The organism is Sphaerisporangium fuscum, assembly GCF_018531465.1.
Classification (GTDB): Bacteria; Actinomycetota; Actinomycetes; order Streptosporangiales; family Streptosporangiaceae; genus Sphaerisporangium; species Sphaerisporangium fuscum.
The window spans coordinates 99,644-124,083 of sequence record NZ_JAHDTF010000018.1; the positions used below are offsets into that span (position 1 = coordinate 99,644).

The 24,440-nt window shown below is 73.3% G+C and carries 17 protein-coding genes; 5 read left to right on the forward strand and 12 right to left on the reverse strand.

The features are described 5' to 3' along the window. Positions 1-69: 69 nt before the first annotated feature. From KIK05_RS22895 to KIK05_RS22920, 6 genes are all read right to left on the reverse strand, one after another. Positions 70-1,437: an MFS transporter gene (locus KIK05_RS22895; protein WP_308250069.1), complete on the reverse strand. Its 1,368-nt coding sequence runs from the start codon at positions 1,435-1,437 to the stop codon at positions 70-72. Positions 1,438-1,556: 119 nt separating this feature from the next. After that, a complete protein-coding gene (locus tag KIK05_RS22900) occupies positions 1,557-2,735 on the reverse strand; it encodes a VWA domain-containing protein (RefSeq protein WP_308250070.1) in 1,179 nt (392 codons plus the stop codon). Between the two features lie 153 nt (positions 2,736-2,888). Beyond that, on the reverse strand, positions 2,889-5,252 hold the full coding sequence (locus KIK05_RS22905) for a DUF5682 family protein (protein ID WP_214412843.1): 2,364 nt from the start codon (positions 5,250-5,252) through the stop codon (positions 2,889-2,891). Continuing rightward, on the reverse strand, positions 5,242-6,306 hold the full coding sequence (locus KIK05_RS22910) for an ATP-binding protein (protein ID WP_214412844.1): 1,065 nt from the start codon (positions 6,304-6,306) through the stop codon (positions 5,242-5,244). Before KIK05_RS22910 ends, KIK05_RS22905 begins: the two co-directional genes overlap by 11 nt. A 140-nt stretch (positions 6,307-6,446) precedes the next feature. Then, the gene (locus KIK05_RS22915) at positions 6,447-8,027 is read right to left on the reverse strand and encodes a DUF5691 domain-containing protein (RefSeq protein WP_214412845.1); all 1,581 of its coding nucleotides are present in this window, start codon (positions 8,025-8,027) and stop codon (positions 6,447-6,449) included. Between the two features lie 231 nt (positions 8,028-8,258). Next, entirely contained in the window at positions 8,259-9,695 is a 1,437-nt protein-coding gene (locus tag KIK05_RS22920) for an SWIM zinc finger family protein (protein WP_214412846.1), read from the reverse strand. Between the two features lie 117 nt (positions 9,696-9,812). Here KIK05_RS22920 and KIK05_RS22925 point away from each other — a divergent pair, with 117 nt between their 5' ends. After that, positions 9,813-10,172 (forward strand): VOC family protein, encoded by a 360-nt coding sequence (locus KIK05_RS22925; protein ID WP_214412847.1) that lies wholly within the window; start codon positions 9,813-9,815, stop codon positions 10,170-10,172. Between the two features lie 6 nt (positions 10,173-10,178). On the opposite strand, the gene uvrA is transcribed toward KIK05_RS22925, so the two are convergent. Together uvrA and KIK05_RS22935 are read right to left on the reverse strand one after the other, a co-directional pair. Beyond that, the gene (gene uvrA, locus KIK05_RS22930; RefSeq protein ID WP_214412848.1) at positions 10,179-12,746 is read right to left on the reverse strand and encodes an excinuclease ABC subunit UvrA; all 2,568 of its coding nucleotides are present in this window, start codon (positions 12,744-12,746) and stop codon (positions 10,179-10,181) included. Between the two features lie 85 nt (positions 12,747-12,831). Next, on the reverse strand, positions 12,832-13,662 hold the full coding sequence (locus tag KIK05_RS22935; protein ID WP_214412849.1) for a site-specific integrase: 831 nt from the start codon (positions 13,660-13,662) through the stop codon (positions 12,832-12,834). 209 nt (positions 13,663-13,871) lie between these two features. Here KIK05_RS22935 and KIK05_RS22940 point away from each other — a divergent pair, with 209 nt between their 5' ends. Together KIK05_RS22940 and KIK05_RS22945 are read left to right on the forward strand one after the other, a co-directional pair. Then, on the forward strand, positions 13,872-15,218 hold the full coding sequence (locus KIK05_RS22940) for an MFS transporter (RefSeq protein WP_214412850.1): 1,347 nt from the start codon (positions 13,872-13,874) through the stop codon (positions 15,216-15,218). Between the two features lie 19 nt (positions 15,219-15,237). Continuing rightward, positions 15,238-15,834: a cupin domain-containing protein gene (locus tag KIK05_RS22945; protein ID WP_214412947.1), complete on the forward strand. Its 597-nt coding sequence runs from the start codon at positions 15,238-15,240 to the stop codon at positions 15,832-15,834. Positions 15,835-15,851: 17 nt separating this feature from the next. Here the strand turns inward: KIK05_RS22945 and KIK05_RS22950 are convergent, their stop codons facing one another. Next, positions 15,852-16,544 (reverse strand): TNT domain-containing protein, encoded by a 693-nt coding sequence (locus KIK05_RS22950; RefSeq protein ID WP_214412851.1) that lies wholly within the window; start codon positions 16,542-16,544, stop codon positions 15,852-15,854. Positions 16,545-16,834: 290 nt separating this feature from the next. On the opposite strand from KIK05_RS22950, the gene KIK05_RS22955 reads away from it, so the two are divergent. Then, positions 16,835-18,376: an aldehyde dehydrogenase family protein gene (locus KIK05_RS22955; protein WP_214412852.1), complete on the forward strand. Its 1,542-nt coding sequence runs from the start codon at positions 16,835-16,837 to the stop codon at positions 18,374-18,376. A gap of 67 nt (positions 18,377-18,443) precedes the next feature. On the opposite strand, the gene KIK05_RS48245 is transcribed toward KIK05_RS22955, so the two are convergent. From KIK05_RS48245 to KIK05_RS22970, 3 genes are all read right to left on the reverse strand, one after another. Beyond that, positions 18,444-21,524: an AAA family ATPase gene (locus KIK05_RS48245; protein ID WP_214412853.1), complete on the reverse strand. Its 3,081-nt coding sequence runs from the start codon at positions 21,522-21,524 to the stop codon at positions 18,444-18,446. 17 nt (positions 21,525-21,541) lie between these two features. Beyond that, positions 21,542-22,219, reverse strand: a complete 678-nt coding sequence (locus tag KIK05_RS22965; RefSeq protein WP_214412854.1) for a hypothetical protein — start codon at positions 22,217-22,219, stop codon at positions 21,542-21,544. 277 nt (positions 22,220-22,496) lie between these two features. Beyond that, the gene (locus KIK05_RS22970; protein WP_214412855.1) at positions 22,497-23,483 is read right to left on the reverse strand and encodes an aldo/keto reductase; all 987 of its coding nucleotides are present in this window, start codon (positions 23,481-23,483) and stop codon (positions 22,497-22,499) included. A gap of 205 nt (positions 23,484-23,688) precedes the next feature. Here KIK05_RS22970 and KIK05_RS22975 point away from each other — a divergent pair, with 205 nt between their 5' ends. After that, positions 23,689-24,438: an SDR family NAD(P)-dependent oxidoreductase gene (locus tag KIK05_RS22975; protein WP_214412856.1), complete on the forward strand. Its 750-nt coding sequence runs from the start codon at positions 23,689-23,691 to the stop codon at positions 24,436-24,438. Positions 24,439-24,440: the final 2 nt, after the last annotated feature.

Genomic DNA, 24,440 nt, shown 5'->3' on the forward strand with positions numbered 1-24,440 from the left:
GCGGATCTGTTCCAAACGGGGCCGGTCAGCGCAGGATCCGTCGTCCAGGGATGATCTTCGGGGGACGGGTCAGTGGCGGGCGCGGCCGGCGGTCAGGGTGCCGAGGCCGGCCTGGGCGACGAGCAGGCCGAAGCACACGACGTACACCCACCACGTGGTCTCGAAGCCGGCGAAGACGGCGCCGGTGACCGCGATGGCGACCACCGAGAACACCGACTCGCCGATCTGCAGCGAGGAGGTGTTCTTGCCCTGCTCACCGGGCTCGGACAGCTCCAGGGTGAGCACCGACAGCACCGGGTACACCAGGCCGATGCCGAACCCCGCGCAGAGCCACGCCACGAGACCCACCAGGATGGGCACCCCGTCGAAGACCAGCAGCGCCACCCCGGCGATGCCGCCCGCCAGCATGGCGGTGCCGATCCGGAGGAGCAGCTTGCGGTCGTACTGCCTGCGCCCCTGGATCCAGGAGGCCAGCGACCAGCTCAGCGCGGACCCGGTCAGGAACAGCCCCGCCTGGGTCGGGGACAGGCCGCGCTCCCCGGTCAGCATCAGGGGCACGAAGACGTCGGCGGTGAAGGACGCCCCCGCCGCGAGGCCGCGCAGCAGCACCACGGTGGGGAACCCGCGCGCGGCGCGCATCGTGCCGCGAGGCAGCAGCTTCGGCAGGGCGAAGGCGAGGATCACCAGTCCCCCGACGAGGAGGACGAGGCCGCGCGCGCCGAGCCCGCTGCCGTACTGCAGCAGGGCCGCGCCGACGGCCACCACGCCTCCCCACGCCAGCCTGGCTCCGAACCCGGCCCCGGAGGGAGTGGCCTGCGCGCCGTCGTCCTCCCTGGGGACGGCCGTGCCTCTTCCGGCGAGACCGCGCCACAGCACCGCGGCGGCGGGCGCGACCAGCACCGGGATGCCGAGGAAGATCCACCGCCAGCCGACGTGCTCGACCACCGCGCCGGTGATCGCCGGGCCCACCACGGACGGAAGCACCCACGCCGCCGCCAGCAGGGAGAACACCTTGGGATGCATCGCCGCGGGGTACACCTGGGCGACGAGCACGTAGAGCGCGACCGAGAAGAGGCCTCCGCCGATCCCCTGCACGAACCGGCCGATGATCAGCACGTGCATCGAAGGCGCGAGCCCCGCGATCAGCAGGCCCACCGTGAACCCGGCCACTCCCACCCACAGGGGCGCCACCGGCCCGCGCACGTCGCTCCAGCGGCCACCCGCCACCGTGGCGATCACACTGGCGGCCATCGACCCGCTGAAGGCGAGCCCGTACAGGGGAAGCCCGTCGAGCGCCCGGGCCACCACGGGCATGGCCGTCGCCACAGCCAGGTACTCGAACGCGACGAGAAGGACGATGACCACCATCCCCGTGCTGATCGCACGGTAGGGGCGGCTCATCACGCCGGGAGGCGTCTGCACGGGGGTTTCGATCACAGCTGAAGACACCTCCTCAACCTACGAGGAGCCCCCGACAATTCACATCGGCCCTTCTCTGCGACTTTGGACCTAGGACAGATGCCGCAAAAGCATCAAGTCAACACGCCCGCACGCCCTCATGTCGCCCGGACGTTGAGGGCGCGCTCGGCCCACTGGGCGATGTCGCGGCGTTCGATCGCGGCGGCCATCAGGTCGGGGAACGCGTCGGGCGTGCAGGCGAAGGCCGGGACGCCGATCGCGGCCAGCGCCTCGGCGTTGTCGCGGTCGTAGTGGGGCTGCCCCTCGTCCGACAGCGCGAGCAGCACGATGACCTGCACCCCGGCCGCCGTCATCGCCGCGACCCTGCGCAGCATCTCCTCGCGCACCCCGCCCTCGTACAGGTCGCTGATCAGGATGAAGATGGAATCGGCCGGACGGGTGATCAGGCCCTGGCAGTAGGCGATGGCCCGGTTGATGTCGGTGCCGCCGCCGAGCTGGGTGCCGAACAGCAGCTCGACGGGGTCGTGCAGCTGGTCGGTGAGGTCGACCACGCTGGTGTCGAAGACCACCAGCGAGGTGCGCAGCGCGCGCATCGACGCCAGGACCGCCCCGAACACGCTGGAGTAGACGACGGACGCCGCCATCGAGCCGCTCTGGTCGATGCACAGGGTGACCTCGCGGACGACGGCCCGCTGCCTGCGGGCGTACCCCACCAGCCGGGACGGCACGACGGTGTTCTTCTCCGGCAGGTAGTTCGCGAGGTTGGCGCGGATGGTGCGGTCCCAGTCGATGTCGGCGGTCCGGCGCGGCCGATGGGTGCGGGCCGAGCGGTCGAGCGCGCCGCTGACGGCCGTCCTCGTGCGCTGCCCGAGCCTGCGCTCCAGGTCGTCCACCACCCTGCGGACCACCGCGCGCGCGGACGCGCGGGCCGTCTCGGGCATCACGCGGTTGAGCGAGAGCAGTGTGCCCACCAGGTGGACGTCGGGCTCCACGGCCTCCAGCATCTCGGGTTCCAGCAGCAGCCGGGTCAGGTTGAGCCGCTCGATGGCGTCCTTCTGCATGACCTGGACGACCGTGGAGGGGAAGTAGGACCGGATGTCCCCCAGCCACCTCGCCACCCTGGGCGCCGACGCGCCGAGCCCCGCCCCGCGGCCGGGGTCGCCGCTCCCGCCGGAGCCCGTCCCCGTGCCGCGGCCGCTGTTGTAGAGCGCGGCGAGCGCCGCGTCCATCTGGGCGTCGTCTCCGCTCAACGCGCACCCTGTGCCGTCGGCCTCGCCCCCCAGCACCAGCCGCCACCGCCGCAACCGCTCATCCACCGGACGCTCCCCTCCACAGCCCCGCGACCCGGGCCGGCCATGACCCCGCCGCCCCGCGAATCCGCTGACCGGCCACGGCCTCACGGGAAATCCCGCGAGGGCCTCTGGCCGGCCCATGCCCGTGCGACCGCTCCGAGTCGACATGGCGGCCCATCAGGCGCCGCCCAGGATCGTGAGGACGGTCCGGACGGCCGGTGCCGCGCGTTCCTCGTCCACCTCGAGCACGGTCGCCTTCCGCGACTCCCCTGAGGAGACCCGCGAGCCGATGGCGCGCCGCTCGGGCGGGGCGAACGCGCCGAACGTACGGCGCAGCAGCGGTAGCACGTCGACGAACGCCTCCGGGCGCAGCCCGGTCAGCCAGGTGTCGACCAGGCCGAGCAGAACCGCGTCGTGGACGAGCAGCAGCCCGCTGCCCGAGAGGAACCCCTCGATCCACGCGGCCGCCTGGGCGGGCGGCGTCCCCGCCGACATGGCCCGGGACATGCGCGTGGCGACCTCCTCGACAGGGATCGTGCCGGCGTCGAGCAGGATGCGGGTCAGGCGGCCGCCGATCAGCCCGTGGAGGTCGCGCCGCTCGGCGACCGCCCGCAGCGCGGCCAGCCATCCCTCCCGGCGGGACTCCAGCAGGCCGACGGAGGAGTGCACGGCGTCGACGTGGCCGAGCAGGTCTCTGGCCGCGTCGTCGTCGAGCCCGGTCACCGCCGCCGGCAGGCCGGCGCAGATGCGGCTGAGCAACGACTCGACGATGGCGGAGAGCCCCTCCGCCGGCGTGCCCCGGACGTCGCCGTACCGCTGGGCGCGCACCAGCGCCGGAAGGGCCGCCATCAGGTGGGTGACGTCGCTGTCGAGCGCCGCCCTGGTCGAGATGGACGACAGGACGTCGGAGAGCACCTCCGGCAGGTCGGCCAGCAGGCACCGCTCCGCCACCCCGGTCAGCTCCGCCAACGTCGCCGCCACGGCCGTGCCAGGGCCGCGTGTCGCGGAAGAAGGGGGCGCGCCGGTGCCGGGTGTCACGGAAGGGGCCGTGCCGGTGACGCCCGGGACGGACGGCACGGCGCGGGGGGTGGGCGGTGCGGCCGTGCCCGCCAGGGAAGGCCGGCCGACGATCTCTCGTACCCGGGCGACCGCCGCCGCGGGCACGGTGGTGCCGTAGGCGCTCGCCTCGATCAGGTCGATGTCGAATTCCGGGCGCCACGCCAGCCTCCACGACTCGCGGAAGGTGCCCTTGCCGCGCGCCTCACGCGTCACCCCCCAGGCCACGCCCAGGAGCCCGAGGCGGTGCAGCAACCGGCTGCGGTCGAGGTCGAGCGGCTTGCGGAGATCGAGATCAAGGTCGCGTTCGAGCGCCTCGGGCCGGAGCTTCAGACGCCGCTGCCGGTCGCGGAGATCGCGCTGCAGCGGCACCATGGGCGTGGTCGCGGGGACGCCGCCCAGCCGCTCCCCCACCACCATGCGCCGCTGGATCAGCTCGACCGGCAGTTCGTCGCCCTCGCACAGCACCGCCCGGACGGCCTCGGTCACCTCGCTCAACCCCGCGAGGGGTCGCCCCCGCACGACCGCCAGGCTCCCCGCCAGGCGTACGGCCTCGATGACATGGGCCGAGGAGACCGGCAGGTCCTCCTCGCGCAGCACCGCGGCCGCCGCGGCGAGCCACCGCTCGATCGGACGGTCGGGAGCGGTGAACAGGTGGTCGTACCAGCCGGGCGAGGTGACGCCCGCGCCGTAGCCACTGCGGGAGGCGAGCCGCCCGTACGTCCACGGCACCCAGGTGATCTCGATCTTGGCCTTGGGGAGACCCCTGAGCAGGCGGTCGTCGGGCGCGGCCGGGCCGAGCTCCAGCAGCGCGGGCACGTGCCAGGCGCCGCACACGACCGCGACGCGGCGGTGCCCCTCCTTGACGGCCGAGCGCATGGTCCTGCGCATGTACGCCTCACGCCGGGCCTCGTGCTCGTGAGGGACGTAGCCTTCCCGGACCGCCGTCATGGCCTCGGCGATCACCTCGAACGGCGTGTCGCCCCGGTGCTCGACGGCGTCCTCCCACCAGCGCTCCGGATCGTCGTACCCCGCCGCCCGCGCGAGGGCCCCGATCGGATCACCGAGCGCCATCGCCGGAGCCGCCCCGGCCCGCTCCCCCGGCACGGCGTCACCGTCCTGTCCGTCCTCCGGAGCCTCGCCGGCGGCGTCCTCCGCGAGGCTGTGTGCGGCCGGCAGGTCGCAGAAACGGACGGGAACACCCCGGCCGAGCGCGTACCTGATGGCCTGCCACTCCGGAGAGAAGACGGCGAACGGCCAGAAGGCGGCCCTGGCGGGCCGGCCGGGCACGTGGGCCAGCAGCGCGACCGGAGGCTCCATGTCCGGGTCGGCCGCGAGCGCGACCAGGGCGTCGGCCTCGGGCGGGCCCTCGATGAGCACGATGTCGGGCCCGAACCGCTCGAGCTCGGCCGCCACGGCCCGCGCCGACCCCGGCCCGTGGTGCCGCACCCCGAGCACGTCGAACACGGCGGCGTCAGGAGACATCGCGGCAGGCCCGGTAGAAGTCGCGCCAGTCGAGGCGTTCACGGACGACCGTCTCGAGGTACTCGTGCCAGACCACGCGGTCGGACACCGGGTCCTGGATCACCGCCCCGACGATGCCGGCGGCCACGTCGCCCGCCCGCAGCACTCCGTCGCCGAAGTGAGCGGCGAGCGCGATGCCGTTGGTGACCACCGAGATCGCCTCGGCGGTGCTGAGCGTGCCACTGGGGGACTTGACGGTCGTACGGCCGTCGGCGGTCGTCCCCGAGCGAAGCTCACGGAAGATGGTGACCACGCGCCTGATCTCGTCGAGGCCGGTCGCCGCCACCGGCAGCTCCAGCGAACGCCCGAGCTGCGCGACGCGCCGCGCCACGATGTCGATCTCCTCCTCGGCGCTGGCCGGAACGGGCAGGACGACGGTGTTGAACCGGCGCCGCAGCGCGCTGGACAGCTCGTTGACGCCGCGGTCGCGGTCGTTGGCCGTGGCGATGACGTTGAAGCCCCGCGCGGCCTGCACCTCCTCGTTCAGCTCGGGGATCGGCAGCGTCTTCTCCGACAGGACGGTGATCAGGGCGTCCTGCACGTCGGACGGCATGCGCGTGAGCTCCTCGACGCGGGCGAGGCGGCCCTCCGCCATGGCCCGCATCACCGGGCTCGGGGTCAGCGCGTCGCGCGAGGGGCCCTCGGCGAGCAGCCGGGCGTAGTTCCAGCCGTACCGGATCGCCTCCTCGGCCGTGCCCGCCGTGCCTTGGACGAGGAGCGTGGAGTCGCCGCTGATCGCCGCGGCCAGATGCTCCGACAGCCAGGTCTTGGCCGTGCCCGGCACGCCGAGAAGCAGCAGGGCCCGGTCGGTGGCGAGCGTGGCCACGGCCACCTCGACGATGCGGCGAGGCCCGATGTACTTGGGGGTGATCTGGTCGCCGTCGCCGAGAAGGTAGGTGGTCACGGCCCATGGCGACAGCTTCCAGCCGGGCGGCCTCGGCCTGTCGTCGGACTTGGCGAGCATCTCCAGCTCGTCGGCGTACTGGTCTTCCGCGTGGGGCCGCAGAACGGTCATTTCGGCTTCAGCTCGCTCTCGCGTGGTGGGCCACTTGGACGGCATGCCCCGCTCCCGGCGCGCCTCCGCGGGCGGGGATACGGGGACTGACGGAAAACCAGGCCGGGGTTCGGGCAGGAGGGCCGGGTCTTCGAGCGGGGTCATGAGTCTTCACCCTCCAGCTCGGCCAGCATCTCGAAGCGGAAGCGCAAGGTGGCGGCCACCTCCTGGATGGGCGGCTCGGCGGACAACCGGGCCGCGATCTCGTGCGCCGAAGGGTCGATCCGCTCGCTCGCCAGGCGCACCAGCTCCCCCAGGTTCCACGGCTGGCGGGCCACCGTGTCGAGGATCTTCTCCAGGACGGCCTTCGCCAGGGCCCTCCCCCATGGGCCGGGAAGGCCGCCGAGCATCATGATGAGCTGGCCGTCGACCGGCTGGTCGTACACCAGCTCGGCCGCCTTGTCGGCGCGCTCCTCCGGCGGCAGGACGGCCAGCAGGTCGCTCAAGGGCTCCACGGCGAACAGCGCTCGCGCCCAGGTCGAGTCGTTCTGCAGGACCGCGGCCCGCTCCCAGCCGAGCCTGATCTCGCGCTTCCACTCGCCGGCGTTCAGCGCGACGATCTGCTTGGCCGTGCGCCCGAAGTGGTCGGTCCAGAAGGCGAGCGGGGTGTGGGAGACGACCTGCTGGAGCCACCAGCTGCGCTGGCCGGTGCCGGCGGGTGCGCGCACCCGGATGCCGTCGCGTTCCATGTCACTGTCGCAGGCGTCGGGAGGGACGGCGACCAGCCGGTCGCCGTCGAGCCTCAGGCAGCGGGCGGCCCGCTCGGTCATCCTGCGGCCGAGCCGTGAATCGGGCAGGCGGGTGAGCAGGTCGGCGGCCTGGCTCCTGACCTCTCGCCGTCGGTCGTCGAGCGCGGCCTCGAGGAACGGCTCGTCGGCCATGGAGAGCCCCTCGGCCATGGCATGGACGAACGCGGCGCGGTCTTCCGGCGTCTCCCTCTCCCAGCCGGACCGCAGCAGCGCCCGCGCCTTGGCGGGGTCGTCGGCCCGCAGGCGCCGCAGGTAGGACAGGCGGTCGCCCCTGGTGCCGAACTCCCAGACGGGATGCGCCTCCACCTGCTCACCCGGCCCGGCGGGACGCTCCGCTCCCCCGCCCCCGGCCGCGGGAGAGCCCTCCTCGAAGGAACCCGGCACCCCCGCCGATGCCCCACCGGACGGCCCGGAGGCCGCCGGCGCATCCCCCTCACCCGTACCGGAGGCCGCCGGCGTGTCTCCCCCATCCGGTCCGCACGCAGCCGGAGGGGCGAGTGTGTGTGCGGTCGCCTCCTCGAGGAGGTAAGCCCAGGCGGGGTTCAGCCGCGCCAGCCAGCGCCCTCTGGCCCCCGCCAGGACGCCGATGGCGGCGCGCAGCGACCGGTCTCGCGCGCCGTGGTCGAGCACGCGCGGGATCAGCTTGGACGGCAGGTGGTATCCACGAGCGGCCGCGGCCTCCAGCCACTCGGGCAGCAGCCGCGGCTGCTCGCCGTCGAGAATGCGGCCGGCACGCTCACCGGCGGCGTACGGCACCGGCCGCTGCCGCTCGGGAGGCGCGACGGGCAGCGGCTCGCCCCTGTGAAGCCGCTGCCCGGCCCGCGCCCCGACCGTGTGGGCCGCCGCCTGCCCCAGAAGATCGGGCTCAGGACGCCGATCGATGCCGACCAGCGCCGCCGACACCAGCCGCTCCCACTCGTCAACCGTGGCCACGACTCCACCCCCTCTCGCACCGGCGCCCACGACGCCCTCGACCAAGCCATCGCTCCTGCTCGCGGCACGCCCGACCAAGCCACCGCCCCTGCTCGCGGCACGCCCGGTCGGGCGATCGCCCCTGTGATCGACACGCCCCGTCCAGCGGCGGCCTGCGTGACCGGCGCCCCCGATCCGGCGACCGCCTCCGACCGAGCCACCGCCCCCGCTCGCACCCCCGTCGCGGCGCCGTCACAGGACCACCACCCGGTCCTCTTCGTCCCAGGTGGTGAGCGGACGGAGCCCCTGGGGGCTCCATTCGGCGGACACGGTCACGGGGTGACCTCCCGACACGGCGAGGAGCCGCCACGGCACCCCCACGGCGGGATGCAGGGGAACCCCTTCGACCGCGGACGGCTCCGGATCCCCGGTGCGCACGGTGGCCGGGGAGGCGTCGGCGAGGAGCCAGCGGTCGCCGTCTCGCACGGGCACGACGGGACCGAGGACCACGGGCCAGGACTCCAGCCAGGGGTCGCCTTCGAGCGCCGCCGCGACCTGGGCCAGGGCCGCCGGCACACCGTCGGCCGGCGGAGGCCCGGCGGGCGAGCCGCCGTGCCGGACGGCCACCAGGGCGCGCAGCGGCGCGGTGCCGGGATAGAAGGCCAGCTCGGCGTCGATCGTGGTGCCGGTCACCAGGGAGGCGTCGAGGGCCTGCCCCACCGGGGCGAACGACAGCACCAGGGCGAACCTGCCGGCGGCACGCCCTCGGAGCCACACCCGGCGCGACACCAGCCGGTCCTGCTCCTCGTCGCGCTGCCCCAGCACCTGCCAGTGGTCGCGAAGCGCGGGCCCGGCGAGGACGTCGTCGCGAGAGGTCAGGAACCCGACCCGTGACCGGATCGTCTCGCGCAGCGGCACGGGAAGCGCCCCGGCCCGGCGGTAGCCGACGGCGAGCAGGTTGAGCAGGGCGTACTCGCCGAGCAACCGAGAGGGCCAGTCTTCCTCGGCCAGCACCCGGTGCAGCCGCGAGACGGCCGAGGCCACTCCGGGGGCCTGCGCGTCGACCAGCCGCCTGGCGAGCTCCTCCCACTGGGCCGGGGCGCTCTGCCGTGCCCCGGCGATGCCCTGGCCGATCTGGTCGGCCAGCCACCGCTCGAGCTCGGCCAGCCCGCCCGCGACCCGCTCCTCGCGCTGGGCCGCCCGCCGATCGTCCGCCGGCCGCCGCGCCCCGGCGCCGTCCTCCGCGCCCCCGCCGGAGCGGCCGGTGGACATGCCCTCGTCCAGGTCGTCCGGCCCTCCGGAGGGGGCTCCGGCGTCAGGAGAGGACTCCGCGGCGCGGCCGGCGGCCTTGGCGGCACGGACGCGCCGCTGGTCCAGCCAGTCGGTGACCCACGCGGGGGCTCCCTCGGCGGACGGCACGGCGTCGGCCGCCCAGAGCAGGAGCAGCCCGAGGGCGTGCTTGCAGGGGAACTTCCGGCTCGGGCAGTCGCACCGGTAGGCGGGCTCGCTCAGGTCGACGCAGGCGTGGTACGGCGAGGCGCCGCTGCCCTTGCACTCTCCCCAGAGCACATCGGGCATGACCCCCATCACCGGCCACTTCGCGGGGGTGCTCACGCCCTGCGCACCCTTCTGGGAGGAGGCGTCGGGAGCGAGCGCGAGCACCTGATCGCGGCTCCAACGTTCGATCACGACCGGCACATTAGCGAGGCCCTCCGACAAAATCGGGCCCGCTTCACAGCCCGCCGACGGAGCGGATCCACGGCGGGGCGCGGGCATGCGCGGCGGAGGGTGGGTAGCGTCAGGACCATGACTCTGATCTGGGAACAAGTAGTGGTCGACGCCGCCGATCCCGCCGAACTCGGCGCGTGGTGGGCCAAGGCGCTCGGCTGGGTGGTCGTCAACGACGCCGAGGACGAGTACGAGATCCGGCTGGCGCCCGACACTCTGCCCGGGCTCATCTTCGTCCCTGTGGGCGAGGCGAAGAAGGTCAAGAACCGGCTGCATCTCGACTTCCGTCCGGAGGACCAGAAGGCCGAGGTGGACCGGCTCCTCGCGCTCGGCGCCCGGCCCGCCGACGTGGGCCAGGGCGACGAGCCGTGGGTGGTGCTCGCCGACCCCGAGGGCAACGAGTTCTGCGTCCTCGCCCCGCACGGGAACGACGCCTGACCGCCGCTATTCCGTCAGGAAGGCGCCGGTGAGGGAACGGCCCACCCGCGCGACCTCCTTCGGCGTGCCCTCCGCCATGATCTCGCCGCCCGCCGCCCCGCCGGCCGGGCCGAGGTCGATCACCCAGTCGGCCGCCCGGATGACGTCCAGATTGTGCTCGATGGTGACGACGGTGTTGCCGGTGTCCACGAGCCGCTGGAGGACGCCGAGCAGCCGCGCCGTGTCGGCGGCGTGCAGGCCGGTGGTGGGCTCGTCGAGGAGGTACAGGGTGCGCCCGCTCACGCGCTGGCCGAGCTCCTTGGCGAGCTTGACGCGCTGCGCCTCGCCGCCGGACAGGGTGGATGTGGGCTGGCCCAGTGGCAGGTAGCCGAGCCCGATGTCGGCCATCAGCCGCAGCCGGGCCGCGACGGCCGCCACGCCGTCGAAGACGGTCAGGGCCTCCTCGACCGTCATGTCGAGCACCTGCGCGATGTCGTGGCCGCGGTACCGCACGGCGAGCACCTCCGGCCTGAAGCGGCGTCCCCGGCAGGCGGGGCAGCGTACCTGCACGTCGGGCAGGAAGTGCATCTGGACGTCGAGCGTTCCGGCGCCCTGGCAGCGTTCGCAGCGGCCGCCGGGCCGGTTGAAGGAGAAGTGGCCGGCGGTGAGGCCGCGCTCGCGCGCGTCCGTCGTGGCGGCGAACGCCTCGCGGACCGGGGTGAACGCCTCGGAGTACGTCGCCGCGTTGGAGCGCGGCATGCGCCGCACCGCCTGCTGGTCGATCGTCACGAGCCTGTCGACGTGATCCCAGCCGTCGATGCCGTCGTGCGCGCCGGGGGCCTCGGCGGCGCCGTGGAACCGTCGCCGGGCGGCCCGGTCGAGGATGTCGAACAGCAGCGACGACTTGCCCGAGCCCGAGGGGCCGGTGACGGCGACCAGGAGCCCGAGCGGGATCCGTACGGTGATGTCCTTGAGGTTGTGCGCCCGGGCCCCGCGGATGACCAGCGCCCGGTCGTCGCCCGTCCGCCGCGCCGGCGGCGGCGCCTCCAGGCGGCCCGCCAGGTGGTCGCCGGTGACGGAGCCGCTGACCGCGGCGACCTCGTCCGGCGTGCCCTGGGCCACGACACGCCCGCCGTGGCGGCCCGCGCCCGGCCCGATGTCGACGATGTGGTCCGCGGCGCGCAGCACGTCGAGGTCGTGCTCGATGACGAGCACCGTGTTGCCCAGGTCGCGCAGGCGCCGCAGCACCTCGATCAGACGCGCGGTGTCGGCGGGGTGCAGTCCGATGGTGGGCTCGTCGAGGACGTACAGCACGCCGGTGAGCCCGGAGCCGAGCAGCGCGGCCAGCCGCAGCCGCTGGGCCTCGCCCGCCGAGAGGCTCGGGGTGGCCTGCTCCAGCGTCAGGTATCCGACGCCGACGTCGACCAGGCGGCGTACGCGTTCGCGCAGGTCGGCGACGACGGGCTCGGTGACGGGCCATTCCTCCGGCGTGACCAGCCCCTCGAGGGAGTCGATCCAGGCGGCGAGTTCGCCGAGGGGCAGGCGTGAGGCGTCGACGATCGTCAGGCCCGCGACGGTGACGCGGCGGCTCTCGGGACGCAGGCGTGTGCCCTGGCAGTCGGGGCAGGTCTCGTTGACCAGGGTCCGCTCGGCGCGTTCCCGGTAGTCGGCGTCGGCGATGCGGTCGGCGTACCGGCGCAGCATGGTCGTGACCACGCCCTCGAACCGGCCCCTCGTGACGGTCGCGGGCGGCTCGGCTCCGGGGAAGTGCCTGCGGAACTCCCGGCTCTCCACACCGTGCAGGAGCAGGTCGCGCTGGACCTCCCCGAGGGCTTTCACGGGCAGGCCGGCGTCGAAGGCGAAACCGTAGTGCGCGGCGGCGGCGCGCATTATCTTGAGATTGTGTTCGATGGCCGCGGGGGGCCAGCCGAGCACGGCGCCGCCGGCGACGCTCCGTTCGTGGTCGACCAGCCGGTGCGCGTCGGCCCTGATCACCACGCCGAGACCGGTGCAGGCCGGGCACGCGCCGGCGGGCTTGTTGAAGGAGAAGTCCGCCATCGCCGTCTCGGGCACGGCGGTCCCGCAGTGCGGGCACGGGACGGACCGCCGGTCTCCGGGCACCCCGTCGGGTTCGCCGCCGGACGGCTCGTCGTCCCAGTCCTCCTGGCCGCCCACCTGGTGGGCGGGCGGGACGGCGCGCCCGCATCCGGGGCAGGGACGGTGGCCGATGCGGGCCCACAGGACGCGCAGGTAGGCGAAGACCTCGGTGACCGTGCCGACGGTGGAGCGCGGGCTGCGGTTGGTGAGGTGCTGGTCGACGCTGATCGACGGGGACAGCCCGGTGATCGAGTCGACGGCCGGCTTGCCGACCTGCCCGGTGACGATGCCCAGCGATTCCAGATACTGCCGCTGGCCTTCCTTGTTCAGCGTGTCGAAGGCGAGCGTGGACTTCCCCGAACCTGAAAGGCCGGTCACGACGACCAGCCTGTTCTTCGGAATGGCGAGGGTGATGTTCTTCAGGTTGTGCAGGCGCGCGCCCTTGACGTGGATCGACCCGTCGTTCAGGCGAGCCGGTGTCCCTGGTCCGGAATTCATACCTTCGAGTGTTCCATTGAAGTCCCCATTGAGACTTTGCTTCGCCTTTCCAGCGGAAATGGGCAAAAAACCCTCGAAGCGGGGGTCACCGTCCGACCGTCTGCTCCCGGTGGGCGAGGCCGGCGGCGCGCAGGCGCCGGAGGGTCCAGCCGTGCCCCTGGGGGTCGAGGGAGACCGTGGCGGCGGTGAACAGCTCGGCCGCGCGCCGGTACGACAGCCGCCCCCGCCCCGTCACCGGGCACCGGTCGTGCGGAGCCGTCCCCGAGGGAGCGCGGCGGGAGGTCAGGAAGACCGGGCCGCCGGCGCGTCCGAGCAGCAGCAGCGACAGCAGCCGCGCCGTGTCGGCGTGCCAGCGGACGGCGGGGAGGCCGCGGATCCGCCTGCGAGCGAGATCGAGGTCGTCGACGTTCAGGGCGAGGACGCGCTCGATCGGTGCGGCCGTCTCGTACAGCAGCCGCCAGCAGGCCTGCTCGCGCAGGCCGGCGGGCAGATCGAAGATCATGCGCACCTGTTCGCGGTTCAGCGGCGAGGCCGTCCCCGGCGGCGCCGAGGGCGATCGGAGTCCCTTGAGCGGGTCCGCGCTGATCCAGCCGCGCGTGCGCCACCACGCGATCGCGCCGCGCAGGATCGACAGCTCCCTGCCGACGGTGCGCGCGTCGGCGGCGGCGGCGCGTTCGGCGAGGGCCTCCCGCAGCCGGCCCGTGGCGCCGGGGGCGTCCAGCAGGGCCAGCGGCACGATCGGCGGTACGGCCCCGCGCCTGGCCCGCCCGGCGGGCGGCGTCCTGCCGACCAGCGGCCAGGCCCAGGTGGCGAGGGCGATGCGGTAGACGCGCCGCGACGCCTCGCCCAGCCGGAGGGTGGCCAGGTACCGGTCGATCGCCACGGCGTACTCGACGGGCGCGGGGGATGACGTCATGCCGCCTCACTCGGAACTCACCGCAGTAAAAATCGGTGCGTCACCTCGTCTGCCGCAGTAAACGACCCGCGAGCCCGCACCGTCCTGCCGAGTGTAACCACAGGAAACAGGGCGGACTCCCCCGACAGACGCTCCTGCAGTAAAGGGACTCAACTTTCCTCAGCGGTGCCATTGAACATCGGCCGGGCCGGCGCGCAGAGTTGGCGTCCATGGTTGGGAAGTGGATCCGCCGGCGGGCCGCCGCCCTGTCCGATCGCAATCTGAGACTGTTCTTCGCCGGCGAGGCGACCTCGATGCTCGGTTCGTCGATGTCGTCGCTGGCGCTGACGTTCGCGGTGCTCGACAGCGGCGGCGGTCAGGCCGGCCTGGGGTACGTGATGGCGGCGCGCATCGTCCCCATGGTGGTGTTCATGCTCGCCGCCGGTGTCGTGGCCGACCGGATCGGCCCCCGCAGGGTCATGGTCGCCTCCGACGCGCTGCGCTGCCTCAGCCAGTCGGCGCTCGCCGCGCTGCTCCTGTCCGGACGGCCGTCGATGTGGGCGTTCGTGGCGCTGGTCGCCCTCTGGGGCACCGGAGAGGCGTTCTACATGCCCGCGCGCGGCGCCCTGATCCCCCGTCTGGCGGCGGGCGGCGGGTCGTACGAGGGCAGGCTGCGGGACGCCAACGCGCTGTCGGGGCTGGCGCAGTCGACGGCGTCGGTGGCGGGCCCCGCGCTCGCGGGACTGGCGGTCGCCGCGGTGGGGTCGGGGGCCGTCGTCGCGCTGGACGCGGTCACCTACGCCGCGAGCGCCGTCGCGCTGGTCATGCTGCGTCTGCGCGGCCACGCCGGGGGCGGGCGGGCCCCGGGCCGGGCGGAAGGAGCCGAGGGCCGGCGGGGACAGGGGTGGCGGGCGCTGGGCGAGGGATGGCGGGAGTTCCGCTCCAGGACCTGGCTGTGGGTCACCACCTTGCAGTTCACGCTGTTCAACATGCTCGTGTGGGCGCCGTTCCTCGTGCTCGGCCCGGTGGCCGCCCACGAACGCCTCGGAGGGGCCCGCGACTGGGGCGTGATCATGGCGTTCTACGGGGCCGGCGCGGTGGCGGGCGGCGTCGCGATGGTGGGCGGCCGGGTGCCGCGCCGCCCTCTCGTGGTGGCGACGGTCGCCACGTTCGGCTGGGCGCCGCCGTCGGCCGCCGTTGCCGCGGGCCTGCCCACCGCCGTGATCGCGGCGGCCGCCCTCGTGGCCGGGGCCGGCTCGGCGGTGTGCCAGGCGCTGTACGCGAGCACCAACCAGCGGCACCTGCCGGCGGAGGTGCTCGCGCGGATCACCTCGCTCACGGCGGTCGGGGCGTTCGCCCTCGGCCCCCTCGGCCTCGCCGCCGCCGGCCCCGTGGCGTCGGCCGTCGGCCTGTCCACCGTGCTGGCCTTCGGGGCGGTCTGGCAGGTGGCCGCGAGCGTGGCCGTCCTCGCCGTACCGGCGGTACGCGGCCTCACCGCGCGGCCGGAACCGGACCCGGCGGACGACCCCGGCGGGCCGGCCTGGTCTCCCCCGGTCCGGGACGCCGGGACCGCATAGGATCGGCGGCGTGCTCCTGATGACCTTCGATTCCTACCCTGACGGTCCATCGGTGACGGCCGAGGGGGACGCCCAGGCGCTGGCGGTCGCGGCCGAGACCTTCACCGGGCCCGAACCCGTGGTCGCCGTCGACGGCGGGCGCGTCCGGTTCCTCCGCCGCGACGTGACCGGCGCGTTCGTCGCGCTTCAGGAGCGTCCGCCGGTCGCCGAGGCGCTCGGCCTCCTGCCCCACCCCGAAGGCGGGTGGTACCGCGAGACGTGGCGCACGTCCGTCGGCTTCGAACCGCCCGGCTACGGAGGCCCGCGCCGCAGCGCGACGGGCATCTATTTCCTGCTGCAGCCCGGCGAGGAGTCGGTGTGGCACGTGGTCCGCTCCGACGAGGTGTGGTTCTGGCACCGGGGCGGCCCGCTCACCCTCGTCCTGGGCGGTACGGGCGAACGGCCCGGCGCCGAGCGGTCGGTCACGCTCGGGCCGGGCGTCGAGAACGGCGAGGTCCCGCAGGCCCTGGTCCCGGCGGGCACCTGGCAGGCGGCCCGTCCGGCGGGCGGCGAAGCCGTCCTGGTCAGCTGCGTGGTGTCGCCGGGGTTCGACTTCGCCGACTTCAGGGCGGTGTAGCCTCCGGGCGCGGGCTCTCAGTTGAGCCGCTGCAGGTAGCCCTGCTCCACCAGGAAGGCCACCGACGCCTCACGCCTGCCCTTCGGCGCGTCCACGAAGTACTTGCTCAGCAGGTGGTACTGGCGCCCTCCGCCCGGCTGCTGGAAGGCCGGCGCGATGGGGCCGACATCGACCGCGAAGGATCTGGCGACCCTGTACACGTGGTAGTTGCACGGGTACTGGGGAGCGAAGGTGTCGAGATTGCTCGGCGGGATGGCCCGCTGCGAATAGGGCGTGCCGACGGGCGAGAGGAACGCGCCGCCCTCGCCGCCGAACCGGTCGACCTCCGTGCCCGCTTCGAGGTTGTAGCCCTCCAGGACCGGTTTCGCGTTCGGAAATCCTCCCGCGTGCGCGAATCCGTCATCCGGCGGAAAACGGTAGGAGTTCGTCGTGAGATCCCAGTAGCGGTCGATGAATTGGTATCCGGAGAGGCCGCCCAGTTGGGCGTATCCGCGCAGGATCCTGCCCAGCAGCCCTGTCTCAGGGAGATTCACCGGGCCGAGCCTGGGATCGTTCTCGACGAAAGGAGCCGTGCAGACCGCCTCCGCTTTCTCCGGGGCGGGCTGAACGGCGGGCGGGCGCGTGCCCGCGAGGGCGGGAACGCCGGCCGGGGTGACGGCGACCACGGCCCCGGCCGCGATCAGCAGGGCTCCTCGGCGGATTCTTCTCAACAAATCATCCTTGTCGCTCCGGGGGCCGCCGGAACGGGGAACGCCTCGGAAAGGCGGCGGCCAGGGAATGGGACAAGGAGAAGAATGATCGCGATCAACGCCGCACACCCACCGAACACCCGGGGCGCCGAGGCAAAGAGATGACAAATTCCGGGCGCCCCGGGGGCCTCACGAGCACGCACCGGCCGGGGCGGCCGCGGGAGCCGGCGCTTCTTGATGGGCCCCTTGTTGGGGGAAGGCGGGCCGAGGCGTAAGAATGCAGGCAGACGCCCCATACGAGGAGGTCAACGGTGACCCGCCAGATCGTCTCCGTCGTCGGTGGCAAGGCCGCCGACGATCCCACCGCCGCCGTCCACGACTCGGTCAACCCGGCGCGCACCGCCGAGGTCGTCGCCAAGGTGCAACTGGCCGACGGTGCGGCCTTCGCCTGGGCGTGCAGCGTGGCCACGGCGGCCCAGCGCGAGTGGGCGCGGGTGCCGGCCCCGGTGCGCGGCAGGGTGATCGCCTCGATCGGCAGGCTGGTCGAGGCGAATGCCGAATCCCTGGCCAGGCTCGTCACCGAGGAGATCGGCAAGCCGTACGCCGAGGCGCTCGGCGAGGTGCGGGAGATCGTCGACACCTGCGACTTCTTCCTCGGCGAGGGCAGGCGGTTGTACGGCCAGACCGTGCCGTCGGAGATGCCGGACAAGAACCTCTTCACCTTCCGCGTGCCCGTCGGCGTCGCGGCCGTGATCACGGCGGGCAACTTCCCCGTCGCGGTGCCCAGCTGGTACCTGGTGCCCGCCCTGCTGTGCGGCAACGCCGTCGTGTGGAAGCCCGCCGAGTACGCCGCCGCCTCCGCGCACGCGCTGTACCGCCTGTTCGCCGCGGCGGGGCTGCCCGACGGCGTGCTGAACGTCGTGTTCGCCGACGGCCCGGCGACCTTCGCCGGGCTGGAGGCCGCCCTCACGGAGGGCACGGTGCAGAAGGTCGGCTTCACCGGTTCGACCGCGGTCGGGCGCGAGATCGGCGAGCTGTGCGGGCGGCACCTGCAGTCGCCGTGCCTGGAGCTCGGCGGCAAGAACCCCATGGTCGTCATGCCCGACGCCGACCTCGACCTGGCCGTGGAGGGGGCGCTGTTCTCGGGCTTCGGCACGGCGGGGCAGCGCTGCACCTCGCTCGGCACCGTCCTGGTCCACCGTTCGGTGCACGAGGAGTTCCTGGGACGGTACGCCCGAGCCGTCCGGGACGCGGCGGTGGGCGACCCGAACGGCGAGGTGCTGTACGGCCCGATGCTCGACGCCCGCTTCGCCGAGCGGTACGAGGACTACCTCGGCTGGATCCGGCCGCACCACACCGTCGTCACCGGGCCGGCGGGGCGGATCACCCCGGACAACCCGCGCGGGGACTTCGACGGCGAGGGCGGCCTGTACTACCACCCGGTGGTCGTCGACGGGGTGCGTCCCGACGATCGCCTGTTCCTGGAGGAGACGTTCGGGCCGATCGTCGGGGTCGCCTCGTTCGACAGCCTGGAGGAGGCGATCGACCTGGCGAACCGGTCGGGGTACGGCCTGTCCTCCTCGATCTACACGACCGACCCGCAGGCGGCGTTCCGGTTCCGGGCGGGCGTCGCGGCCGGCATGGTCAGCGTCAACAACTCCACCTCCGGGGCCGAGGCGCACCTGCCCTTCGGCGGGAACGGCAGGTCCGGCAACGGCAGCCGCCAGTCGGGGGTGTGGGTGCTCGACCAGTTCACCCGCTGGCAGGCGATGAACTGGGACTACTCCGGCCGCCTCCAGAAGGCCCAGATGGACGTCGCCGAGATCATCCCCGACCTGGACTTCCGCCTCTGACCCTGCGCCTCCGGACCTCGGGGGAGGTGGTGGGGCGAATCCGGCCCCGCCGTACGGCGGGGAGCGGTCAGGAGGGGGTCTGGCCGTCGTAGCCGAGCAGGCGCATGGCGGTCTCGGGTTCCATGGCGGCGGCGAGGAGCTGGGCACGTTCGATCGCCCTGTCCCTGGCCTCCTCCGCCCTGGCCCGAGCGGCCTGCTGACCTCGTACGACGAGGACGGCGACACCGCCTCCGACGGCCAGCAGCACGACGATCAGCAGCGCCACCACGTTCACCGGAGGCGTGGCCGTCGCGGGGGCCTCGGCGGCGGCTCCCGGCGGGGTCGCGCCGAACAGGGACAGCCCGAGCACCACCAGGACCGCGAGCGCCGCCGCGGCGGCCAGGGCGAGGCCGATCGGCCGCAGGCTCCCCGAGTGACGCCGTCCCGTTCCGCGTGCCCGCTGCTCCGGGGGCACGGCGGCGGGACCCCACGGGATGAAGTCCGGCGGCGCGTAGCCGGGACCGCCGTCGGCGGGAGCCTGGCCCGCGCCGCCGGCGTTCCCGGACGCCGAACCGTTGCGGCCCGGCACCGGTGAGCCGTTGTGCGCGGCCGGTGGGGCGGCGCCGCTGTGCGGCAGGATGACCGGGCCCGAGGGGCCGCCCGTGATGCCGGTCGTGCCCGGCGGCGGGCCGAAGGTGTCCACCATCGGCGGCGCGGCGGTGTCCGCCGGCGAGCCGGGGGCGCCGGACGCGGGCAGGAGCCGTCCGGCGACGACGGGGGCCGGGAGCAGCGACGGGGCCGGGGCCGGCAGGGGGGAGGTCACCTGGCTGTGGGTGCGGTGGGCCTCGGCCGCGATCAGGTGGTAGGCCTCCAGCTCCTCGTAGAACTCCTCGGAGCCGTAGACCGAGCCGTCGACGAGCGGCCCCCGCGTGCCCTCGATCACCGCGATGACGTCGTCGCCGTTGAGGGTCTTGTGCCGCTCCAGGGCGTGCGCGACGCACAGCACCTCGCGGCGGTTCTCCCTGAGCAGCTCCTCGGTCTTCTCCAGCAGCCGGGCCAGGTTGAACTCGATGCGCTCGGCCAGCATGTCGGGGGTGAGGTGGTCGCGCCGCGCGGCCGGCTCCTGGGTGTACCCGATGCCGCCGGGGCGCGGCCGCGGGGACGCCTTCCCGTCGCGGATGCCGAGAAGCTGCAGCGCCGGCAGGGACGCGACGCCGGTGCCCATGCCCCAGTGGGCCTCCATGAAGCCGACCACCATGGTGGCGTTCTCCAGGTCTCCGGAGACGCCCGAGGAGTTGTCCTCGCCGAAGAACATGCGCTCCCCCGCCAGCGAGGCGAGCGAGACCATGATGTCGGCCTCGTACTCGCTGCGCCACCGGGTGAACTGGTCCTCGGGCTTGATGCTGGACACCATGCCGAGGTAGTCGGCGCCCTTCTCGATGGTGGCCAGGTCGATCTCGAGGTGCTGGCGGGTGCGGTAGGCGGTGACGGCGTGGCAGGCCTCGTGCACGGCCACCGCGTGGCGCTCGCGCTCGATGTACTCGACGTCCTCGGGGGGCCCGAGCTGCTTGAGCCGCTTGGCGGTCATGACGTCCGCCCAGGTGATCACCTCTCGCCCGGCCCGGATGGCGGTGATCAGCGACTCGTTGACCAGGTCCTTGATGGTCGCGCCGGTCGCGTACGGGGTGATCGTGGCCAGCTTGTCGAGCTGCTCGGGGGTGAGCTCGTGCCGCACCTTGTCGAAGTACCCCTGGTAGGTGCGCACGCGCCCGGCCTTGGACGGGTAGCCGACCTTGTAGATGCGGTCGATGCGGCCCGGCCGCAGCAGCGCCTCGTCCAGGGAGTTCGGCATGTTGGTGGCCATCATGACGAGGATGCGGTACTTCGGCGGCGGCTTGGGCCGCATGCCGAGCAGCCGGCGCACGTACCGGTTGACGAAGCCGCGCGGCTTCTTCAGCCCGGACAGCTCGGTGAGCAGCGCCTGCAGCGTCCCCTGGTCTCCGCTGCCCATCATCCCCATCGAGCTGACCACGCGGTCACGGCCGGGCTCGGGGGGCTCGGCGCGGGCTGCGCCCAGCGACCGCCGGGTCAGCAGGGCGCGGGTCTCCTCCGACAGGTAGCCGAACCCGTGGCACCCGGGGCCGCGGAAGGGGGCACCGGCGGTGAGGCCGGCGCCGCCGGGCGGGCCCTGCTGGGCGAGGGCGCCGCGCCGGCCGAGCGAGTCGGCCTCGTCGAAGAAGACGATGACGCCGCCGTACCGCAGGGCCAGCTTGCGCAGCTTGCGGAACAGCGACTTCACCTTCAGGATGCCGATGCCCATGAACATGTTGATGAAGGCGCCGGGGTCGACGAAGACGTACGGCTTGCCCGTCTCGCCGGCGACCGCCTCGGCCATCAGCGTCTTGCCGGTGCCGGGCGGGCCCCAGAGGAGCAGGCCGCTCGGCACGTAGCCGCCCTTGGCCTCGATCTCGTCGGGCTTCTCCAGGAAGACGATGTTCTCCTTGACGCGCTCGACGACGTGGTCCTGCCCCCAGACGTCGGAGAAGCGGGTCTTGATGTCGTCCGGGAAGTACGTCTCGACGCCGCCCCTGGCCATGAACCAGAAGAGCCCGACGAACTGCACGATGACGAAGAAGAACCCGAAGGCGAGCTGCAGGCCGTACGGCAGCACCTGCCACAGCAGCGCGGGGGCCTGGAACAGGGCGAGGGCCGGGGAGACGGCGAGGATCTGGCCGAGCACCAGCGCCAGGACCGCGATCCAGAACAGCCACTTCAGCGCCCTGGCGATGCGGTAGCGGTTCCAGTCGCTGAACCGGCGCCGGCTCCACCGGTCGAAGCCGCCGAAGACCTTCGCGGTCCAGAAGCGGTGGTAGCGCGCCGAACGTTCGCTCACCAGGAAGTGGAGCTGCCTTACGGCCTCCACCGCCATCAGCCCGAGGATGACGGACCCGGCGCGGCTGGGCGTGGTGGTCTTCACGGCCTCGTCGAAGGGCTCGATACCCTCGAACGCGGCCATCTCATGCCAGACCAGGATGAGGAACGCGAGCCCCAGCCCTAGAAGGATCTTGATCCGGTCCCAGAACGGCAGGGCGGTCCGCCCGGTGGAGGCCGGTCCGGAGTCGGGGGCGCGCAGTCCAGTGGGGGGCTCAGGGGCGGGGGCTTGTGTCATCGGTGCTCCTCACCGGGTCACCCGGGAATCCGCTTTACCTTGAACGACCGCGCGACCCGCTCGATCTCCTGGCCACGTTGGCGGTAGCAGGTGGCCGAGCAGCGGATGAGGAGGACGGAGACGCGCGTGCCGTCGGCGGCGAGGTAGGCGGTCTGGTCGAAGGTCTGCACCGGCCCTCCGAGGACCTTGAAGTTGTACACCACGTGGACGCCCCGCACGCCGTCCTCGGGTGGCAGCACCTCGTCGCTGAGGAGTTCGAAGTTCTTGTAGGGATAGGTGGGCATCTGTTCGAGCTGCTGCCGCACGTCGGCGCCGACCGCGACGGGCAGCATCGCGGCGTTGCGCAGCCCGTCGAGGGACATCTTGTCGCGCTCGGACGCGGTGAGCTTGGACACCATGGCGAAGACGAACGGCTGGTCGGATCCGCCGGTGGCGTCGAGCAGGTGGTCCGCCGAGGGCCGGCTGAACGCGTCGTAGGCGACCGTCCAGGAAAGCCGCTTGCGCAGTCGCGCGGTGGCGGAGTTCGGGTCGCCGAAGACCCGCTGGTCGAGCGCGGCCTGGTCGACCTTCCGCCAGGAGGCGGGAACCTTGAAGTAGCTCTGCCCATCGTCACCCATCACGTAGGTGAAGTCGGCGCCGCCGCATCCGGTGAGCCCGGCGGCCATGGCGGCGACGACCATCGCCGTCGCGATCAACCGTGACCCTGCCCGCGATCGTTCCACAGGGGCATTACCTCCGCTTTGCGGGTCATCATGGTTCTTATGCCCGCTTTTAAGGAGACATCCCCAAGGGAGATTTCATAAATCTTGACGAAAGGCGGCCACGCGGTTCATCGCGGCCGCGAGGGAGGACGCCCGGCCGTCGCCGACCCTGACGACGGACGCGCCCGCGAACCGATGAGCCGGCCAGGCGGCCCGGCGCGACGCGCCGCCCGGCCGGGATCGGCGGCGGCCGGCCGGCCATCACGCGGCGTCAGTACCGGCTGCCGGCCGGTGCGGGCAAGGCGTCCAGTTCGGCGAGGTCGTCCGGGGTGAGCCGCAGGAGTGTCGCCGCCGCGTTCTCCTCGACGCGCGAGCGGCGCCGGCTGCCGGGTATCGGCACGACGTGCTCGCCCTGTGCCAGCGTCCAGGCGAGGGCCACCTGGGCCGCGGTGGCCTGGTGCCGGGCGGCGATCTGCTCGACCCTGTCCACGATGGCCAGGTTGGCCGTCAAGTTCTCCTCCTGGAAGCGGGGGTTGTGCGAGCGATAGTCGTCCGGGGCGAACCTGGCCTCGCGGAACCGGCCGGTCAGGAAGCCGCGGCCGAGCGGGGAGTAGGCCACGAAGGCGGCCTCGTGGCGGGCGCACCACTCCACGGAGGTGGCCAGATGGTCCCTGGTCCACAGGGACAGCTCCGACTGCACGGCCTTGATCGGGTGGACGGCCTGGGCCCGGTCGAGCTGTTCCAGGCTGAACTCCGAGACCCCGAGGGCCAGCACCTTGCCCGCGGCCACCATCTCGGCCATGGCGCCGACGCTCTCCTCGACCGGCACCTGAGGGTCCGGGCGGTGAAGGTAGTACAGGTCGACGTGGTCGACGCCCAACCGCCGGAGGGAGGCGTCGAGGGCCGCGCGCAGGTGCTCGGGGCGCCCGTCCGGGTGGGGAAGGGCGGGGGTGCCGTCCTCGCCGACCCGCGCGACGTTGCCGCCCTTGGTGGCGAGCACGACCTCGTCCCGCCGCCCGGCGATGGCCCTGCCGACGGTCTCCTCGTTGGTGAAGGGCCCGTACACGTCGGCGGTGTCGAGGAGATTCACGCCCAGGTCCAGCGCCCGGCCGATGACCTCACGGGGATCCTCGGCGTCGGTGGCCGCGCCGTAGGCCCACGTCATCCCCATGCAGCCGAGCCCGATCGCCCCCACCTGCGGCCCGCCGGGCCACAACCGCCGGGTCGTGATCCGCTCCTGGTTCGACCTGCTGCTCATCAGCTCCTCCTCCTGATTCGATCAGGAATGCCGCGTTCCCAGGCTCGCGGTGAGAAAACCCCCGGTCTCGTCGTTGCCGGCCCTCCCCTCGGCTCCGTGCTCGCCGGCCGCGATGTGACTGTGAGAGACCTCGGGAAACGCGACAGAAGTCCGGCTCCACTTGCGACACGGACCGGGCCGGTGAAGGCTCCACTAGTCTTCCTGCATGCCTACCGCACTGATCACGGGCGCCACCGCCGGCATCGGCGCCGCGTTCGCCCGCAGGCTGGCCGCCGACGGCCTTTCCCTGGTCCTCGTGGCCCGCGACGAGAAGCGCCTGCACGAGAGCGCCGAGGCGTTGCACCGCCGGTACGGCGTGCGGGCCGAGGTGCTCCCCGCCGACCTCGCCACCGAGGAGGGAATCTCGGCGGTGGAGGCACGGCTGCGCGAGGGCGTCGACCTGCTGGTCAACAACGCCGGGTTCGGCCACCCCGGGGAGGCGCTGGAGGTGCCGGTGGCCGACGAGCTGGTCATGCTGCGCGTGCACTGCGAGGCGGTGCTGCGCCTGACCATGGCCGCCCTGCCGGGCATCCGCTCCCGGGGACGCGGCGGCGTCATCAACGTCGCGTCGGTGGCGGCGTTCCTTCCCTCGGGCACCTACGGCGCGTCCAAGGCCTGGATCGTGAACTTCAGCGAGTCGCTGGCCGCGCAGGTCCCGGAGCGGCGCGTCCGCGTCATGGCGCTGTGCCCCGGGTTCGTGCACACCGAGTTCCACCAGCGGGCGTCGATCGACACCTCCGGCAGCCCCCAGTTCCTGTGGCTGTCGGCCGACCACGTGGTGGACGTCGCCATGCGCGACTTCGCCCGGGGGGTGCCGGTCAGCGTGCCGGACATCCGCTACAAGGTGCTCACGGCAGTGGCGCGGCACCTCCCACTCGGACTTCTGAGCAGGGCTCAGCGGCGCTTCGGACGCTGAGC